Genomic DNA, 20,169 nt, shown 5'->3' on the forward strand with positions numbered 1-20,169 from the left:
TATGAAAGAGCAAAGTGCAAACAATAAAAACGTGACATTAGATCAATTGTCAAAAAAGATGGATAGTAATGAAGCGAAAAAGGAAGTTGACAATGATGGTTATGACCTTAAAGCTGAAGTAAGCGTAGTATCGCCTAAAAAGCCGCTTACAGTAGATCTGGGCTGGAAGGAAAACTGGAATCTTATTGCAGGTCTGGCTATTCTAATTATTGTTCTGCTTTTGGAATACGGTTTCAAAGTACAGATTCCGAAGATTCCGGCTCTTATCATCAATGCTATAGCATACTTATTTGCGGGATACAAAGTACTAAACCTGGCTTTTCGAAAATCCATTCGTGGAGATTTCTTTAATGAGTTTGTGCTTATGAGCATTGCTACTTTAGGAGCATTCTTAATTGGAGAATACGATGAAGGTGTGGCAGTGATGGTCTTTTATGGGATTGGAGAGTGGTTTCAAAGCGTTGCAGTAAAAAGAGCAAAGGCAAATATTAAAGCATTGCTCGACATTCGTCCTGAAGAAGTAGCAGTTGTGCGAGATGGTACACCAACTGTAGTGCATCCTTCCAAGGTAGAATTAGGTGAAACTATCCAACTGAAGCCAGGTGAGAAAGTAGCTTTAGATGGAGAACTTATTTCGGAAAATGCTTCGTTCAATACAGCAGCGTTGACAGGCGAAAGCAAGCCTGATACAAAATATAAAGGTGAAACAGTCCTGGCAGGCATGGTCAATCTGAATACAGTGGCGCAGGTAAAGGTCAATGCTCTATTTAAGGATAGTAAGCTAAGCCGTATTTTGGAAATGGTTCAGGATGCTACTGCACGTAAATCACAAACTCAATTATTTATTTCCCGTTTTGCAAAGGTTTATACCCCTATTGTTTTTTTCCTGGCTCTGTCATTGGTAGTGATACCCTATTTCGTTGTAGACAATTATGTCTTCTATACTTGGTTTTACAGGGCCTTAGTGTTTTTGGTGATAAGTTGCCCTTGCGCTTTAGTTGTTTCAATTCCTTTAGGATATTTTGGAGGAATTGGGCTTGCGTCTCGCAACGGAATCCTTTTCAAAGGCGGAAATTTTTTGGATGTTATGACAAAGATCAATGCTGTCGTCATGGATAAAACTGGTACACTTACAAAAGGTGTTTTTAAAGTGCAGCAGATAGTTCCCAATGTCATAGATAAAGATCAACTTGTACAACTTACCGCGGCCTTAGAAAGAAACTCCACACATCCGGTAGGCAAAGCAATAGTTGAATATGCTGAAAATGGTTCTGGTAATTACAAAGTCGAAAATGTTGAAGAAATCGCAGGACACGGGTTAAAGGGTTTGGTTGATGGGAAAGAACTATTAGCCGGTAATCAGAAGTTAATGAAAAAGTTTCACATATCCTATCCAGCAGGAATTGATAGGATTGCTGATACAATTATTCTAATCGCAATAAATGGCCAGCATGCAGGCCATATCACTATCGCAGATGAAATCAAGGAAGATGCGAAAGAAGCTGTTGAGAATATGCACAAATTGGGAATCAGAACGGTTATGCTTTCGGGAGATAAACAGGCCGTGGTTGATAGTGTTGCAAAACAAATAGGTATTGATGAAGCCTATGGTGATTTATTGCCTGAAGATAAAGTGAATTTAGTTCAAAAAATAAAAAACGAAGGCAGACACATTGCATTTGTTGGTGATGGTGTAAACGATGCACCCGTTGTAGCATTAGCTGATGCAGGCATTGCAATGGGTGGCTTAGGCAGTGATGCCACAATAGAAACTGCTGATGTAGTGATACAAAATGATGAACCCTCCCGTATTGTTTCTGCGATTAAAGCAGGCAAAATAACCCGTCGAATTGTCTGGCAAAATATTTTCCTTGCAATGACGGTGAAAATTATTGTTTTGGCTTTAGGAGCTGGCGGGGTAGCTAACTTATGGGAGGCGGTGATAGCTGATGTTGGGGTGGCACTTCTTGCAATTATGAATGCTGTGAGAATTCAAAGGATGAAGATTTGACATCGTAAAGTAGTAATAGAACGACTAAAGAGAAGTTAATAAAGGAAGAAATGTAACCTTATTGATATTGTTGTTAATATTTATTGACCAAGAAATTAAAATGAATAAAGTATGCTAAACACAAAACCACAATCGCATCCTGAGTTCAAAACTCTCAGCATTTTCCAATTACTGAAAATATTTTGGCAAGGACGAAAATTACGTCCCCATGAAAAATGGAACCGGGAGCAAATAAAGCAGCATCAGGAAAAAGAGCTTCGTAAGCTGCGTGATTTTGCTTATAGCAATTCACCATTTTACAAAAAATTTCACAAGGGACTTGAAAATAGTCCTTTGCATGAGTTGCCTGTACTTACAAAAAAGGAATTGATGTCTTCGTGGGATGAAATTGTCACGGACAGGTCGTTGCATTTAAAAGATGTAGAGAACTTTTTAAACAATCTAAAAGGCGCAGAACTTTATCGGGATAAATATTACGCTTATGCTACAGGCGGAACTACCGGAGTGAAGGGAATATTTATTTACAGCAAGAAGGAATGGTTTAAATTCTTCTCTATAGCAATTCGGTCAAGCGGATGGATAAATATACCGTTCCATTTTGGAAAAAAATCCAGAATGGCTATTGTTCAATCAACTCTCCCCTGGCATGTTGCAGGTGGAATAGCCTTTATTAAAATACCGTTTGTAAATATGCTGGCTCTTGATACAACAGAGCCATTAGAACAAATTGTAAAAAAGTTGAATGATTTTCAGCCCAATCTTTTGGGCGGCTTCGCAGAGAACATTCATACCCTTGCAAAAGAACAGCTTGCCGGTCGGCTTCGGATAAAACCTGATACCATAACCTCAACGGCAGAAACGCTGAAAAAAGAAGCAAGAAAAGCTATTGAAGAAGCATGGGGCATTAAACCCTTTGAGGAGTATGGCGCTACTGAAACAGGGGTTATAGCTTCCGAATGTGAAGCCCACAATGGTCAGCATATTTATGAAGACCTTGTAGTAGTGGAAGTGGTTGACAATGATAATAAGATTGTTCCACCCGGTGAGTACGGAAACAAAATTTTAGTTACGGTATTGTGGAACCGAACACTTCCTATTATTCGCTATGAACTTAGCGATCACATAAAGCTCGATACCAAACCTTGTAGCTGCGGTAGAATTTTCACTCTGATTAAGGAGATTCAAGGACGAGAGGAAAATGTGATTCATTTGCCAGGTCAAGCGGGCAATAGGGTAGCAATAGAACCAGATCTATTTTTTGATAATATGGTTTTATTGCCAATAGACGGCTGGCAGATAGTTCAGGAGAAAGAAGATACAATATCATTTTTGATTTTAGGACCACATAAAGATTTTAAAGAAGCGGATTTTTTAAAGCACATTGTTGATGAAATTGTAAAGCATGGTGCAAAGCCGCCATCAGTAAAAGTGGAATACATAAAAGAATTAAAGAAAACCAAACTTGGAAAAACAATAACAATACAAGCTTTAAAAAAAGGTGAAAAATGAAACAACTCAATCAACTCATGCAGGAAATTATTCAGCTTACAACTGAAATAGAAACAAAATATCCGGAACTATATACGTATCTGGATGAAACCCCAATTTCTATCTGCAATACAAAGGAAAAGACAGTTTGCACCGATGATTTGAAAAAATATCTTGAAACATTAAAAGGTCAGCTTCAGCATCATTTGGAAACTCATAAAAAATAAAACATGGAAGCAAGCCTGATCATTTTTCTTTTCCTCGTTTTAATATGCGAAGTCATTGGCACTATCAGTGGTTTTGGCGCATCAGTTTTTTTAGTGCCTCTTGCAGGAGTATTTTTCGACTTTAAAACCGCACTTGTCTTATCCGGTATCGTATTTATTTTTAGTTCTTCTTCTAAGCTTTTTATTTTTAGAAAGCATATTAATTTCCCTCTTATCCTGAAGATAGGAATACCAAGTGTCATATTCACTCTCTTAGGTGCATACCTGAATAATAAAGTGGATTTAAAAATTGCAGAGTTGGCAATGGGTATTTTTCTAATTGCATTTGCAATCGCTTTTCTTATCAAACCGGATTTAAAGTTAAAAGCTGATGGTATTAAAGCAATCGGAGGCGGCATAGCATCAGGATTTTTTACAGGCTTTATCGGGACAGGTGGTGCAATTCGGGGAGCAACTTTATCAGCTTTTAATTTATCAAAAAATGTCTTTGTCAGCACATCAGCAGGGATTGACATTGGAGGGGATATTGGTCGGTCAATTATCTATATAGTCAATGGCTATCTTGATAAAAAATATATCTGGTTTATTCCGGTCATGCTGGTATTGGCATACTCAGGTTCATGGTTAGGCAAAAAGCTATTAAATAATATATCCGAAATTATTTTTAAAAAGCTTGTTCTCGTCTTAATTCTTGGAATAGGAGCATTTATGATTTATGGATTTATAACAGGTAAAAAAGTAATTCACTGATTTATGTAGGAGAATCACATTTAAAGATTATTTCTGAACAATCTCAAAAAGTTGCTATGGGAAAATATGATGTGACTATTATCGGCTCCGGACCTGGAGGCTATGTCTGCGCTATTCGCTGTGCCCAATTAGGCTTAAAGACAGCCTTAGTTGAAAAATATGACGCTCTTGGTGGCACGTGCCTGAATGTAGGCTGCATTCCATCGAAAGCTGTACTTGAAAGCAGTGAGCATTACTACAACGCCAAAAGCAAATTTGTAATGCACGGCATTCATTTGGAAAATCTTCAGATCAACCTGCAGGAAATGATTGCCCACAAGGCTGATGTAGTGAAGAAAACAGGAGATGGTGTAAAATATTTAATGAAAAAAAACAAAGTGGATGTGTTTTATGGTACAGGATCATTTATCAATCCAACAAAGATTTTAGTGAAATCAAATGACGGTAATCAAACAGAATTAGAGACAGTCCATACCGTCATTGCCACCGGTTCCAAACCTGCATCCCTTCCTAATGTAACTATAGACAAACAACATATTATCTCTTCTACCGAAGCATTGGTATTAGCAGAGGTTCCCAAGCATTTGATTGTTATTGGTGGTGGCGTCATTGGGATGGAGTTAGGTTCGGTGTATGCTCGAATTGGTTCAAAAGTAACAGTGATTGAATATTATGAGCAAATTCTTGCGACAATGGACAAATCTCTCGGAAAGGAACTACAAAAATCACTTTCAAAACTGGGGTTTACATTTCATTTCAATCACAAGGTTACCGGCGCTGAAATGCAAGGCCAGAATATTATAGTAACTGCCGAAAACAAAAATGGAGAACAGGTGAAGTTTGAAGGTGATTATTGCTTAATGGCAATTGGACGAAAACCTTATACTGCCGGACTTAACATGGAGGCAATCGGTGTTTCAACGGAGAAAGGAAAAATTAACGTTGATGAAAACTTCAGAACAGATGTTTCCAATGTTTATGCAATCGGCGATGTGATTAGGGGTGCTATGCTTGCACACAAAGCTTCCGAAGAAGGTGTATATGTAGCTGAGTATATTGCAAACTTGCGTCCGCATATCAATTATCTGACCATTCCAAACATCGTTTACACCTGGCCCGAAGTTGCCAGCGTAGGGCATACAGAAGAAGAATTGATTGCAAATGGCGTAGATTATAAATCCGGCTCATTTCCGTTAATGGCTAATGCCCGTGCCCGCATGAATGCAGATACTGAAGGATTCATAAAAGTCTTGGCGCATAGCCAGACTGGTGAAATTCTGGGCATACACATGATAGGTCCCCGAATTGCCGATATCATTGGCGAAGCGGCACTTGCCATGCAACATGGTATTTCTGCTTTGGGAGTTTCCAATGTAGTTCATGGTCATCCCACTTTTTATGAAAGTCTGAAAGAAGCCTGTTTAAATGCAACAGGGAAAGGAGCTATTCATATTTGACAGTCGTTATAAAAGAAGATAACATGAAAATTGCAATCGCCCAGCAGAATTACCATATAGGCAATTTTGAATACAATATAAATAAAATTATCAATGCCATTGAGCGGGCGAAAGAGGACAATGTTGATTTGATCGTATTTTCTGAACTATCTGTCTGCGGCTATCCACCGAGAGATTTTTTAGAGTTTGATGATTTTATCGGCAAATGCTATGAAAGCATTGAACACATCAAAAGCCATACAGAAGGCATTGGTGTCATTATTGGTGCACCACAGAAAAACCCTGTTGCCGAAGGAAAAGATCTATTCAATTCTGCTCTTTTCTTATACAACAAAGAAATTATTGGCATAGCTCATAAATCTCTTTTACCTACTTACGATGTATTTGATGAATACCGCTATTTTGAACCTACCAACGAGTGGAACATCATAGAATTTAAAGGTGAACGCATTGCCCTTACCATTTGCGAGGACATTTGGAATCTTACGAAGAACCCATTGTATCGCATTTCGCCAATGGATTTATTAATTGAACAAAAACCAACCCTCTTAATTAATATCACCGCTTCGCCGTTTGATTATGACCACGACGATGACAGAAAAGAAATTATTCTTGCAAACATCCGTCATTATCATTTGCCTATGATTTATTGCAATACGGTTGGCGTACAAACCGAAATTATTTTTGATGGCGGTAGCTTAGTGTTCGATAGAGATGGCAGAGTGTGTAAAGAGTTAAAATATTTTGAGGAAGACTTTTGCATCTTTAATACAGAGGATTTGGAGCAAAGGAAATTAGATGAAGTCAGAAATTTCGAGTTTATTGATGAAAGGGTGGTAACCTTGAAAAATAGCGATAAGGTAATTCAATACCTTACCACCCAAAAGAACATTTCTCAAATTCATAAGGCTCTCATACTTGGTGTAAGAGATTATTTTTCTAAAATGGGATTTTCAAAGGCTATTTTGGGAGCCAGCGGCGGTATTGACAGTGCTGTGGTACAATCTGTAGCGGTTGAAGCATTGGGCAAAGAAAATGTACATGTACTGCTTATGCCGTCTGATTTTTCTTCTTCTCACTCTATTGCCGATGCAGAGCAGTTAAATAAGAATTTAGGGAACACGTATGATATTGTTCCCATAGCAGCTATTTACAATCAATTTCTAACTACGTTACATCCAATTTTTCAGGATTTGCCATTTAACATTGCTGAAGAAAACATTCAGAGCCGCATTAGGGGAAATTTATTGATGGCACTTGCAAATAAATTCAAGTACATTTTGCTCAATACATCCAATAAGAGTGAATTGGCGGTAGGATACGGTACGCTTTACGGTGATATGGCAGGTGGTTTATCCGTTTTAGGTGATATATACAAGATGCAGATTTTTTCTTTAGCGAAGTACATCAATAGGGAAAGCGAAATTATACCCGCAAACATTCTCTCTAAGCCACCTTCAGCAGAGTTGCACCCAGGCCAAAAAGATTCGGATAGCTTACCTGAATACGAGATTTTAGACAGAGTGCTTTACGAGTACATTGAACGAAGAAACGGACCGAAAGAAATTATTGCATTAGGGTATGATGAGCAGCTTGTAGCAAGAATACTAAAATTGGTAAACACAGCAGAATACAAAAGAAATCAATTTTGTCCTATTCTAAGAATGAGCCGGAAGGCATTTGGTGTGGGAAGGAGAATACCAATAGTGGCCCAATATTTGAGCTAATCTATTATGTATCAATAAGATTTCAGCTTATCTATCTGGTAGGAAGGCTTGATTTTAAAAATAGTTATTTTTGCAGAGCGAAAACTATGAAAACCATTGCTTGCACAATAGCACTTTACGTATTGTTTCTGTCCATAGGCCCAGGAATAAAAAGCATTTACTTTGGAGTCAAGCAAATAGTTTTTTCAGGTGATAGCCACGATTATTCTGTAGCTCACGAATCATCGGAAAATAGCGATGACGGTTGTGGAGATGATTGTAATGGCAACTGTAATCCATTCAAAACTTGTAGTAATTGCCTCGGTTGTACAATTTGTGTTGTGCAATCTTATTCAGCTTTTGTTTCAGTACAGTATTCGGATACGATTACCTCAACAAAGCAAGATAAGTTATCTTCAAAATTCACCTCTGATTTCTGGCAACCGCCACAGCTAAGTTAGGTAGTATCTTTTCTTAATTTTTTTTATTCCCTCGTTTTGATTGGATACCGAGGTGTCGCGGTACACTATCTACTCACTATCTGCATTTCGTGTGTGAGTGACTTTATGCTTTAATGAGCGTAAAGTAGCTATATAATAAATTCAAAAGGCTGTTAAAACTATTTAATGATGAAAAGAGCAGAGTATAATGACAAAAACTTGGTGGTAGATATACTAACCAAATCATTTGATGCTAACCAAAGTGTCAATTACATAATAAAGCAAGATCAAAAAAGAGTAGCACGAATTCGCTCTTTAATGGATTATTCCTTTGAAATGTGTTCAGCATTCGGTGATGTGTTTCTTTCTGATGATAACAAGGCATGTGCGCTCATTGTTTATCCTGACAAAAAGAAGTCTACACCAAAATCAACATTATTGGATTTGAAGCTCATTCTTCAAGCCGTCGGCATCGGTAATATAAGCAAGACTTTAAAAAGGGAAAAGATGATAAATAGCATACAACCTAAAATACCAATGTCTTACTTATGGTTTATCGGTGTTGATCCTACTGCACAAGGTCGGAGAATTGGCAGTGCACTACTTCAGGAAATTATTGATTACAGTAACAGCAATAACCGCCCTATTTACTTGGAAACTTCGACGGTCAAGAATTTACCCTGGTATGAAAAATTTGGATTTGAAGTTTACAACGAACAGGATTTGACATACCATTTGTATTTCTTCAAGAGGGATGTAAAATAGTACGACAATGCTGGTATTTGGAACACAAATGCACATTGTCACATTTTTTTTTGTGAGTATAGAAATAGTCATCTTTTTCTATCTGGCAATAATTCGCTTAGCTCGGCCAGATGATAGGACTACTACACTTAACCTGATCCTTATTTTTCTACTGCTCACCTATAACATTACAGGAGGCTTGCTTCCTGATCCAAAACTGCCAGGCTCATTTTTCTCGCAAAATGTAATCGCGTATGCGACCGGCTTCATCACGCCGTGTTACTTCCCATATTATGTGTATAAAGCATTCAGTTTAACAAAGTTGAAATTTCATGCTTACAGAGGTGTTTATCTATTCTTGATCTTGCCCTACTGCATTTTTGTCTTTGTTTTTTGGTTAACCAGGGATTTAAAGGAGACACAAAATCTGCTTATCATTCCTGTGCTCTATGCAATTTGGGTAATTATTTCTTTAGCCAGGGCTATTCGTCATAAATACAACTATGATTTCTCAAGTATCACAGCCCGGCAGGAGATGGTTGTGTTGCTGTTTAGCTTGACACCCTGGATAGGATTGCCAATTATCACTTATTTTAATTTCGGTCAGGCAGTTGAGGCACTAATCACCAATATAGGGTTTCTGTTGTTGTTCGGATTACAGGTAATAAGGCACATAAGGGAATTAAGAACTGAGCATGAAAAACTCATTGAATCAGAGCAGCGATTAAAGAGCTGGAATGCTGATCTTAAAGATGAAGTTAGTAAGCGCACTAAGGAACTGGAAAAGCTCAATGAACAAAGAACAAATAACTTTATCAACCTTGTTCATGAAACCAAAACACCTCTGACACTTATAAAAAATTACCTGGATGAGTATATCAGCAAATATGGTACTGTTCAAGAATTAGATGTTATAAAAGGTGGTGTAGATAAACTGACTGCTGATGTAATTAACCTGTTCGACATTGAGCGGTTTACAAAGGGAATTGATACCTATAAACACAACCGTATTTCGGATTTCAGTGCTATATTGAGCAATAGCCTTCCTCTGTTCCAGCACTATTGTTACATGCAGCAGATTACCTGCTTCGTTGACATAGAGGATGAACTACTGATAAAAGCTGACCCTAATGCGATCAACCGTATTGTAAACAACATCATTGAAAACGCCATAAAGTTTACAGATGAAGGTGGTCAGATAGTTATATCCCTGACGAAGCAGGAAGATAAAATTGTATTTGCTGTTAAGGATACCGGCGAAGGGATACCAACCGACTTACAAAAAAGAATATTCGAGCCTTATTACCAGATCGGGCATAAAAATACGGGGCTTCAGGGCATGGGCTTAGGTTTACCTATTGTAAAAAAGGTAGTGGATGGACTTGGTGGAACTATTACCATCCAGAGCCAGCCGGAAACGGTTGCGGGGACAACCGTTACTATCACGCTGCCTCAATATATATTAGGCGGCAATGAGGAAATTGCTAAATCAGGTACAGGCATCAGTAAGCTCAATTACGAATACAGTTATGATAGCATTACAGACAGTGAATTTAAGACAGGCAGGCGTACTTTGCTTTTAATTGAAGATAATATTACGATGATCAATTTCCTGCTTCAGAAATTGAGCATCTTTTACAATGTATTTTGCGCAAGAAACGGTGCAGAGGCTTTGAAAAAGCTCCATGAGATAACGGTCATTCCCGATCTCATTCTTTCTGATGTGATGATGGACAAAATGGATGGTTTTGCTTTCGCCAGGAAACTGGCTGAACAGGAACGGTATTCCCATATTCCCCTTATTTTCCTAACGGCAAAATCCACGCAGGTTGACAAACTTAAGGGCCTGAAATTGGGTGCAATGGATTTTATTTCAAAACCTTTCTCCTTTGAAGAATTGAGCCAAAAGATTGAAACTCTTTTGGATAACATCAGTAAGCAGCAAAAAGCTATTTTAAGCACCTCTATTGCACACCTGCAAACGTTAAAGAACCTGGAAACTGATGGGCCACCTGTTTCCAGTCCATCAAAATTTGAGGAAAATTGTAAGCTATTCCAGTTTACCGCCAGGGAAATCGAGATTGCCCGGCTGATCGTTAAAGGGAGAACCTATAAAATGATTGCCAAGGATCTGTTCATCTCTGAAAAAACGGTTACCAAACACATCCAGAATCTGTTTGAGAAAGCAGAGGTCAGGAACAAGATTCAACTCAGCAATAAGCTGAATAAGTAGCTGCAAGGCATTGATTTACTACTATTTGAGTAGGGAAATAGTAGGAATTACGTATAGTTCAGGGGAAGGTACAAGCCTACATTTGTGGGGACAAATGTTTGCCATATAAAAGGAGGGCTTATGTGCGAAGGTTATGTACTTGAATGGCTGGACACTTTGATTTCCGTCACTCTGAATCCCGTAAAATCGGAAGTTGGTTCAATGCTGCCAGAAGACATCAACAAATTACAGAATTTGATAATAAAGGAAAAAGACAAGGTTCAATCCACTATCAAATTCACGGTGTTCAATCTGAATGACGAAACAGCAATAAAGTGCGCCATAAAAAACTATCATTCCAGCCTTGTCAGTTTGCTTGACCAGGCGTTGGAAAACAAAGTTCAGGTTACGGAAAATGCAATATCCAAACCGGTACTGGATAATGTTATTTTATGTGTGGAGGAATTGCTTTTTCTGATAGAAAGGCGTTTTATCAGCTATCTGGGCATTGATGAACGAGTACCATCTACCTATTTTGACCTATTAAAAAAAGAGTTGCTAAAAAGGTTACCACGGGTAGTAAAAAAACACAGGGAACAGCATTCATTAATTCCGGTGCTGGATTTAATCGTTCGGGAAGCGGAAGCATTACTAAACCTGCCTACAGACAAGCACAAGCATACTTTCAGGGAGATGTTCTATCTGAAAGACCTTTGTCTGGAGCTGGAGTTTCTGGAGTATGGTGATGAAGCAGCGCTTTACACAATACTGGATGAAGTGTTGATCCGTATGAACTTTAACAGCAAGACGTACATCTATAACCTTACGCAAAGAATAGCAGCACACATTAACAGCGTGGAGCAACCTTCTGAACGAATGGAGCGTTTGCTGTTTGACCTGAAATCATTTAAACAGCTTCATAAAAAGCCGGGGACGATTTTTCTAACACAAAATGCCGTTCTGCACAAGCAGGTGGACAATTGGTTTTCTCAGGAAATATTTTACCTCGAAAAAAGAATACATTATGCCATTGTTCCATTGAAGGGTGGTGAACAGAAGGCAGCGCCGAAAGATAAGGAAAAAGAGAAATTACTTTCAATACTGTCAGTTGATCAAATGGCGCTGATATTGAGGGCAGCAGATGATTTAAGAATCGTAATGGCCCGCTCTCTGAATAGTGTATTTAAAAATATCGTTCCATTTTTGTCAACACCTTATCAGGAAAATATTTCTTACGACAGCATGAGAAGCAAATCCTATTCAGCAGAATCAAGGGATAAGGAAATAGTAACGGAAACTTTGCAACAAATGATTAAGAAGATCAATGAATATTGATAATACCGGCTTGATCAAAGAATACAGGAAAACGGAATATTTAACGCTGATTATCCAGTTTCCAGCCTGTATCAAAATGATCGAGGCGGGCACGTTGTGTTTCTGTTTTGGAAAGGTCACGCTTCATAAGTTTGGCAAAAGGTGTCACGTTTTTATAAACGACAGTATATTCCACCGTTGCACTCTTGTTATCCTCCTGCAATTGAACGCCTGTAATTTCCCCTAAGTCCATATCAGCAACTTTTACCACCTGCACATTATCGTATTTCTTGTCTATGCGAATGAGATAAGGTTTTGCTTTCTCTGTAAAATGGACGATGGGTTGTCCTGCATCTTTTAACTTTTGCGTTTTATCTACAGTTACCCATCCTTCTCCCTCCAGCCCTGCATCGAGCAGTTTTTTAGCACTTGCCGGGTCGGTCATATTAATTTCATACTCGTACACTTTTGGGTAATTCTTGGCTGCACGTATAACTGATGCAGCTTCTTCCTTTTCTAACTTGGTTTGACTACAGGAGGCCAGGAGAAAGATGGCAATTCCTAATACACTTACAGTTTTCATAACGATTCTCTTTTAGTTTTTCACAATAGTCATTCAAAATTTCCGAATACTAATTTAAAAAAAATAATCGGTTTACAGAAGTCTGTATGCCTGATTATCAAGGGGTACAAGGGGTACAACTTAGAGTACAAAATAAAGTTGGACTTGAAATGCCTTCCCGGTGTTTGTTCTTTTGCTAACGAAACCAATGGAAACAACTGGTTCTTAAAGATTCGGATTGAAAAGTGTTAAACGAAAAAAGTAAGCGTATGTTAAAGAACATTTCATGGAGTGACTACATTATTGCAGTTGCCATACTATTAGCCATTTACTACCTGTTTGTGGGTGTAAAGTATTTTTCTGCTGAAATCAAAGATCTGCTGTCGGGGAAACGCAAACCGAAGCTCAGAACAGTATCTTCTGATAACAACGGCATGTCTGATCCTGGTGAGGACCCAGACCAGCAAGAAATGGTCGGCTTTGAAAAAACAACGGACGATGAGTTTACAGAAGTGGAACATCTCATTGAACGTCTGAAAGCTGTTGTTGCTGACGCTTCCCGCAGAAAGCTAATCCCGCAGGAATTTAAACAATATCTGAGTATGGTACTGAAGGAATATCCTTCCGTGCGATACTCGCCTATTCGGTCGTCAGTCAACGAACTGATTGTATCCGAGTGTCAAAAATATGGTGCTGTTACACTCAAAGAGGATGAGGTGGAACTGTTGTGGAAAGAAGCAGTGTAGCAGCCCATCAGCGGAGCGTGTTTCCCTGTCCCTCCTGGTGCGTAAGGGCAAAGTGTGGTAGGAATAACAGGTTGTGTGACGGCGAAGCCGCTCCGTTTTTTTAAAAGAGTTGATTTCAAATTTTAATAAACGTGTGTTATGGAAATGTGCAGCAGGAAAACAAAAGGAAATAACCGCAAAAGGGTTATCATGATCTGTGTCGCTCTGGCACTATTGGCTATCCACTACGGGGCATTCGCTCAGGATGGCATTCAGGGTATCAACGAAGCCAATACTAAAGTACGCAGCTACTTCTCCGCAGGAACGAACCTTATGTACGCGGTGGGTGCATTGCTGGGTCTGATTGGCGCAGTGAAGGTTTACCAGAAATGGAATGCCGGTGATCAGGACACTGGAAAAGTCGCAGCCGCCTGGTTTGGTAGCTGCATTTTTCTGGTAGTGGTTGCAACCGTTATTCAATCCTTCTTCGGTGTTTAAAAATCAGGAAGTATGCAAAGTGTGCTAACAGAAAAGTTGTGGGCGTATATCGTCTACAACAATCCTGACCTCATGATCAGCTTGCAGGAAGACTATTCAGTCACCCGTTATCTGGAAGAAAAGGTGAATGCAGTGATGCCGATGGTTGAGCAGCTTCTTGTTGAAGGAAAGCCACCCTATATCATCGAAGAACTATGCCTCAATGCAATGACGGTGAAATTACAGCCATCCCGCTACCAGTACATACGCTCGGTTATAGAAGAAGAATTTAATGGGGACTACGAGCGGATGAAGGAAAACGGAACACTCACCTACGAAGTGGTAAATCTCATCGAAACATGCAAAGGTATTTTTAGTGATTTTGATTTTAACAGTGAAAACGAAACGAACAGGCATTTGAGATATGCCATTATAGGACAGGTGCATGATTACCTGGCCTGAGCCAATAGAAAAGTGAAGAAAGAAAATGTGTGATTATGGCTTACAATATTTCCCAAAAGCTGCATGATAACCTTCGTGCTATCCGTACAGCGTTGGATTATCAGAACGGTCGTCCGCTTACTGCGGAAGATGTCGCCAGCCTGAAAAAATATGCAGGTTTTGGCGGCATCAAGGCCGTTTTATATCCTTATGGATCACCGGAAGATTGGCAGGCTAATGGTGCTACAAAAGAGGATTTGAAGCATCACGCGGAAATGATGCAATTACACGACCTGCTCAAAGAAAACTACCCGGAAACAGCTTACAAGGAAATCATTGCTTCATTACGCAATAGTGTTCTCACCGCATTTTATACACCGGAAGTAGTACCTCAAACCCTGTATAGCGTCCTCGCAGCACAGGGCATTCAGCCTAAAAGATTGTATGAGCCTTCAGCCGGTTCAGGTGTGTTCATCAGCGAAGCGGTTACATCATTCCCTCAACTGGAACAGATTACCGCAGTGGAAAAGGACAGGCTAACCGGATTAGTGTTGTCTGCCATCAACAGTACACTTCCGGTAAAAACAGCAACGCATATTACGGGCTTTGAAGAAGCACCTGTAAAAGACAATGGCACTTATGACCTGGTGGTGAGCAACATCCCTTTCGGGAATTTTTCAGTATATGATGAAGCCTTTCCCGATAAAGAAATATCGGGTAAAATACACAATTACTTTTTCGCTAAAGGTCTGGACAAACTGGCTGAAGGTGGGTTGATGGCTTTCATTACAACAGATGCTTTCCTGAACAGTCCATCTAATCATACGGCAAGAGAATACCTGTTTCAGAGGGCAGATTTTTTGAGCCTTGCAGTGATGCCTGATAACCTTATGAAAGATACCGGCAATACCGAAGCGCCAAACCATCTGTTGATTGTTCAAAAAAATACAGGAAAGGAAAAGATAAGCTGGGAAGAAGATTGGCTGAATGAAGTAAGGGAAAGGGAAAATGAATTTGGTCGCTTTCCCTATAATTATTTTATCTCCACTCACGATCACGATGTGGTCATGGGCAATGTGCGTAAGCCAGGCAAAAACCAATACGGCAGAGCTTCAGAAGTGGTTTGGCAGGATGGTGACATCAACCAGATCAGGGAAAGCCTTCATGCCAGTCTAATCAATCAATTTCAAAATCGCTTTAACACTGAATTATATCAGAAGGCGCAAACGGTACTATTACCTGTTCCTGAAAATGAGGGTAAAAAGCTCACCTACCTGCCGATGCCGGAAAACACAACGGAAAGCACTTCGGTACAATTGGGATTGTTTGATACAGCCCCGGCAGAGCAGATCAACCGGGCAATGGCATATATCAATCCGCTCGATGAAACGGTTGTGCAAAAAGCATCAGCACGCATCATCAGCACGATACGCACCACCGATAAGCCCAGTCATGAGAATGTTGTATTGCTTACAGCAAAGCAGCACAAAAGCAATCGTTTTCTATATAAGCTGTATTCTAATGTCAAAGAAGTAGACCATCTGTCCGCAAACTGGATGGATGCCCGTTTATTGGGTCATGAGCTGACGGGTATTTCCAATTATCTTAAACAGTTTGACCACAGTTTCAGGTACGAGGGCGACCAAACGCTGGAAGGCTTTTTCCGGTTTGAACAAAAAGTGCCGCTTCCTTTTATCGGGCTAAAGCCTTACTACCAGGAAGGGACGCTGGTGGTACACATGGGTAGTGTCGGCACAATTGGCAATCCCGATCCCGAATACAAGCAAGCCGTATTCCAGCCTCTGGGTCTTCAGGGAAATATTCATTTCTATGAAAACTATGCGGCACTTCGTGATGCTTATCTCGAATTAGCAGCCAAAGAAGTATCAGGTGAAACAATCAGCAATGCAGACAGGGATCAGCTCAACAGCAAGTACGAACATTTTGTTGTTGAGTATGGCCTTTTAAACAGCCCTGATAACCGCAGGCGTATTCTGGAAGATACCGCCTTCGGGGTTATTGCATTGTCCTCGCTCGAACGCAGAGAGGGCGAACGGTTTGTCAAAGCAGATATATTAACTCATTCCATTCATCAGGTTAAGGAGCGGTTCATAACCGATGATCCCATTGAAGCCCTTGCTCATAGCCTCAACGATACAGGAAAGGTAGATACAGGCTTCATTAGTGCAGCAATGGGGTTAGATGAAAACGAAGTCATCAATCGCCTCGGTAATCATGTGTACATGAATCCTGTCAGCAATGAGTGGGAAACAGCAGACCAGTATTTGAGCGGTAATGTAGTTGAAAAGCTGCGGCAGGCAGAACACCTGTACGGTCAGTTCCCGGATAACCTGCACTATAAAAGAAGTGCGGAAGCCATCGCAAAGGTGCAGCCGGAGCGTATTCCGTTTGAATTACTGGATTTTAATTTAGGAGAACGCTGGATACCTAATTCATACTACGAGCGATTTGCTACATCGCTGTTCGAGCTGGACACTACCATCAATTATTTTCCGTCGCTGGATGCCTTCAAGGTAAACACAGGAATGAATATCAAAGTGTCGAGGGAGTTCGCTGTTACACCTAAAGGCGGACGCACCACTTACGGATACACTTTGCTGGAACATGCACTGGAGAATACAACTCCTTTCTTTACATATGAAGTGAAAGGGCCTAACAATACAACCATCAGGGTCCCCGACAATGAAGCCATACAACTGGCTCACCAAAAGATTGAGCAGATAAGGAGTGGTTTCATCAACTGGCTGAATGAAATACCCGATGATGAGAAAAAGAACTTGGAAAACCTGTACAATGATACGTTCAACTGCTATGTATTACGGGAGTTCAACGGCAACCACCTCAATTTTCCCGGCTTAGATAAAAAAGCATTAGGTATTGAGGATTTATACAGCTCACAAAAGAATGCAGCCTGGCGAATCATACAGAACCGGGGAGCATTGGTTGATCATGAAGTAGGATTGGGCAAAACACTTACCATGATCGTCTCCGCACAGGAGATGAAAAGATTAGGTATCGTGCATAAGCCTATGATTGTTGCACTGAAGGCTAACGTCAATCAGATAGCAGAAACCTATAAAAAAGCCTATCCTAAAGCACGCATACTTTTTCCGGGACAAAATGATTTTACACCCGCCCAACGGTTGCGACTTTTCCATGAAATAAAGAACAACAATTGGGATTGCATCATACTTACCCATGACCAATTCGGAAAAATACCACAGTCACCGGAGATACAAAGAGAGATATTTCAAACGGAACTGGACAATGTAGAACGTGACCTGGAAACTGTCAAAGATCTTGGAGGCGACATCTCTAAGAAGATGCTCAAAGGGTTGGAGATACGGAAAAACAACCTTGAGGGAAAACTAAAATCAATCCTGAAAGACATCGAGGAAAAGAAAGACACAGGTATCAATTTCAAAGAAATGGGTATTGATCACCTGTTTGTGGACGAATCGCATAAGTACAAAAATCTCACTTTCACTACCCGTCATAACAGGGTCGCTGGTTTGGGCAATACAGAAGGTAGCCAGAAAGCACTCAATATGCTGTTCGCAGTACGTGAGCTGCAAAGCCGGTTTAACAGTGATCTATGTGTAACCTTCCTTTCCGGTACGCCCATATCCAACAGCCTTACAGAAATGTATTTGTTGTTTAAATACCTGCGTCCGAAAGAAATGGAACGCCAGCACATTGAAAATTTTGATGGTTGGGCTGCTGTATTTGCACGTAAAACAACTGACTTTGAATTTTCAGTCACCAATGAGATCATTGCCAAAGAACGCTTCAGGCATTTTATTAAAGTACCGGAGCTGGCTTTGTTCTATAACGAGATCACCGATTACAAAACAGCAAAACATATAAACCTTGACAAACCGGAGTTGAGTGAAACGCTGGTGAACATAAAGCCAACACCTGAACAAAGTGAGTTCATTAAAAACCTGATGCAATTCGCTAAAACAGGGAATGGTGAATTGATTGGTCGTGGCAGGTTGACGCCAGAGGAAGACAAAGGCAGAATGCTGATCGCAACCAACTACGCTAAGAAAATGTCGGCGGATATGCGGTTGATCAATGAGTGGAAGTATAGTGATCATCCCGATAACAAAGTAAATGTCAGTGCCCGGAAGATTGCCGAGATCTATAAAGAAACTGCTGAGCATAAGGGTACGCAGATAGTCTTCTCAGACATTGGTACACCCAAACCTGTTGAATTTAATATCTACGATGCAGTTAAAGAAAAACTGATCAGGGATTTTAATATTCCCGAACGGGAAATCACTTTTATTCATGACTGGACAGATACAAAAAAGCCCGAACTGTTCCGTAAGATGAACAGAGGTGAGATACGCATTTTATTTGGCAGCACAGAGAAAGCCGGAACCGGCCTGAATGTGCAGCAACGTGTAGTGGCAATGCACCACCTTGATATTCCCTGGAAACCGTCAGAGCTGGAGCAACGCAATGGCCGTGGCGCACGCCAGGGCAATCTTATTGCCAAAGAATATTACGGCAACAAAGTGCAGAACTATATATACGCAGTAGAGCAGTCACTCGATAATTACAAATTCAACCTCCTGAAAAATAAGCAGACGTTCATTTCGCAAATGAAAAATTGTGAGTTGAACGTGCGCACCATTGATGAGGGTGCGATTGATGAAAAGAGCGGGATGAATTTTTCTGAATACATAGCCATTCTTTCCGGTGACACTTCATTATTGGAAAAATCGAAACTGGAAAAGAAGATAGCTCTAATGGAAAGCCTGAAAGTATCTCACTTCCGGGAAATCGCACGCAATAAATACCAATTGGAAAATCTGCAAAACGAACAGGCATCTACCGTTAAAACGCTCGATAAACTTGCAGCAGATGAAAAAGTGTATAAGGACGGCCTTCAACTGGATAAGGACGGTGTAAAAGTTAACCCTATCAAACTGGATACTATCAGTTCAACGGACAGTGAAGTGATTGGCAAACACATCATCAAGCTGTACCAGGACTGGAAGCCTGCTGTTGCAGATGAGCATACAGCGCAGATAGGGACACTCTATGGTTTCAGCCTGTATATCCGCAGGCAGCAGGAAGCCTATGAGGAAAACGGAGTTTTTGAATACCGCTATTCCAATAGCTTTTATGCGCAGCGAAGCAGTGACGGTATTAAATACACCTACAACAACGGGCTTCCGAATACAGATAATCCTAAGCTGGCGGCAAGGCATTTCCTTAACGCGATTGACCGGGTGGAAAGCCTGAAAGAAAAGTATGAGCATACTTTAAACGAACTGAAAACAGAGATACCCAAACTGGAGCAGCTTACTACCAAACCATTTTTACAGGAACCAGAATTACAACAAATGAAAAATGAATTGGCTAATCTGGAAAGGCAGATAGCCCTCAGGATACAGGAAAACCAGTTGAAGCAGCAACAGGTAGGGGAAACAGAACCGGAAGAAGTTATTGATACACCTGTCATTCACCTGTCCGAAAAAGTGAACGGGCATACTGTTCCAAAAGAAGTGATACTCGCTTCACAGCAGGTAGCAGAACGCTCCCGTAGCAGGATGCGATTATGAAATAATTAAAAGGAAATA

14 protein-coding genes are annotated in these 20,169 nt (G+C 40.2%); 13 read left to right on the plus strand and 1 reads right to left on the minus strand.

From position 1 onward, the window contains the following. Position 1: 1 nt before the first annotated feature. From KTO58_RS28075 to KTO58_RS28115, 9 genes are all read left to right on the plus strand, one after another. Positions 2 to 2,011, plus strand: coding sequence for a heavy metal translocating P-type ATPase (locus KTO58_RS28075; RefSeq protein WP_198315081.1), 2,010 nt, complete (start codon positions 2 to 4; stop codon positions 2,009 to 2,011). Between the two features lie 111 nt (positions 2,012 to 2,122). Further along, complete coding sequence (locus KTO58_RS28080; protein ID WP_095836225.1) at positions 2,123 to 3,520, plus strand: phenylacetate--CoA ligase family protein; 1,398 nt, start codon at positions 2,123 to 2,125, stop codon at positions 3,518 to 3,520. Next, positions 3,517 to 3,726, plus strand: a complete 210-nt coding sequence (locus KTO58_RS28085; protein WP_095836224.1) for a hypothetical protein — start codon at positions 3,517 to 3,519, stop codon at positions 3,724 to 3,726. Before KTO58_RS28080 ends, KTO58_RS28085 begins: the two co-directional genes overlap by 4 nt. Positions 3,727 to 3,729: 3 nt before the next feature. Beyond that, the gene (locus tag KTO58_RS28090; RefSeq protein WP_095836223.1) at positions 3,730 to 4,476 is read left to right on the plus strand and encodes a sulfite exporter TauE/SafE family protein; all 747 of its coding nucleotides are present in this window, start codon (positions 3,730 to 3,732) and stop codon (positions 4,474 to 4,476) included. Between the two features lie 56 nt (positions 4,477 to 4,532). After that, positions 4,533 to 5,933, plus strand: coding sequence for a dihydrolipoyl dehydrogenase (lpdA, locus tag KTO58_RS28095; RefSeq protein ID WP_095836222.1), 1,401 nt, complete (start codon positions 4,533 to 4,535; stop codon positions 5,931 to 5,933). A 23-nt stretch (positions 5,934 to 5,956) separates the two neighbouring features. After that, a complete protein-coding gene (locus KTO58_RS28100) occupies positions 5,957 to 7,660 on the plus strand; it encodes an NAD+ synthase (RefSeq protein WP_095836221.1) in 1,704 nt (567 codons plus the stop codon). A gap of 608 nt (positions 7,661 to 8,268) precedes the next feature. Next, positions 8,269 to 8,844, plus strand: a complete 576-nt coding sequence (locus KTO58_RS28105) for a GNAT family N-acetyltransferase (protein WP_095836220.1) — start codon at positions 8,269 to 8,271, stop codon at positions 8,842 to 8,844. Positions 8,845 to 8,851: 7 nt separating this feature from the next. Next, entirely contained in the window at positions 8,852 to 11,056 is a 2,205-nt protein-coding gene (locus KTO58_RS28110) for an ATP-binding response regulator (protein ID WP_095836219.1), read from the plus strand. 120 nt (positions 11,057 to 11,176) lie between these two features. Next, on the plus strand, positions 11,177 to 12,370 hold the full coding sequence (locus KTO58_RS28115; RefSeq protein WP_225859955.1) for a hypothetical protein: 1,194 nt from the start codon (positions 11,177 to 11,179) through the stop codon (positions 12,368 to 12,370). A 40-nt stretch (positions 12,371 to 12,410) separates the two neighbouring features. On the opposite strand, the gene KTO58_RS28120 is transcribed toward KTO58_RS28115, so the two are convergent. Continuing rightward, on the minus strand, positions 12,411 to 12,932 hold the full coding sequence (locus KTO58_RS28120; RefSeq protein ID WP_095836217.1) for a hypothetical protein: 522 nt from the start codon (positions 12,930 to 12,932) through the stop codon (positions 12,411 to 12,413). A 248-nt stretch (positions 12,933 to 13,180) separates the two neighbouring features. Between KTO58_RS28120 and KTO58_RS28125 the strand changes: the two genes are divergently transcribed. The 4 genes from KTO58_RS28125 (at position 13,181) to KTO58_RS28140 (ending at position 20,151) form a co-directional block, all read left to right on the plus strand. After that, on the plus strand, positions 13,181 to 13,657 hold the full coding sequence (locus tag KTO58_RS28125) for a hypothetical protein (RefSeq protein WP_095836216.1): 477 nt from the start codon (positions 13,181 to 13,183) through the stop codon (positions 13,655 to 13,657). A 189-nt stretch (positions 13,658 to 13,846) separates the two neighbouring features. After that, complete coding sequence (locus KTO58_RS28130; RefSeq protein ID WP_198315080.1) at positions 13,847 to 14,134, plus strand: DUF4134 domain-containing protein; 288 nt, start codon at positions 13,847 to 13,849, stop codon at positions 14,132 to 14,134. A gap of 12 nt (positions 14,135 to 14,146) precedes the next feature. After that, positions 14,147 to 14,575 carry a DUF1896 family protein gene (locus KTO58_RS28135; RefSeq protein WP_095836214.1) on the plus strand — a complete coding sequence of 143 codons (429 nt, stop codon included), beginning with the start codon at positions 14,147 to 14,149 and terminating at the stop codon, positions 14,573 to 14,575. A 35-nt stretch (positions 14,576 to 14,610) separates the two neighbouring features. Continuing rightward, the gene (locus KTO58_RS28140) at positions 14,611 to 20,151 is read left to right on the plus strand and encodes a helicase-like domain-containing protein (protein ID WP_225859956.1); all 5,541 of its coding nucleotides are present in this window, start codon (positions 14,611 to 14,613) and stop codon (positions 20,149 to 20,151) included. Positions 20,152 to 20,169: the final 18 nt, after the last annotated feature.

Origin of the sequence: Chitinophaga pendula (assembly GCF_020386615.1) — a bacterium.
GTDB classification, from domain to species: domain Bacteria; phylum Bacteroidota; class Bacteroidia; order Chitinophagales; family Chitinophagaceae; genus Chitinophaga; species Chitinophaga pendula.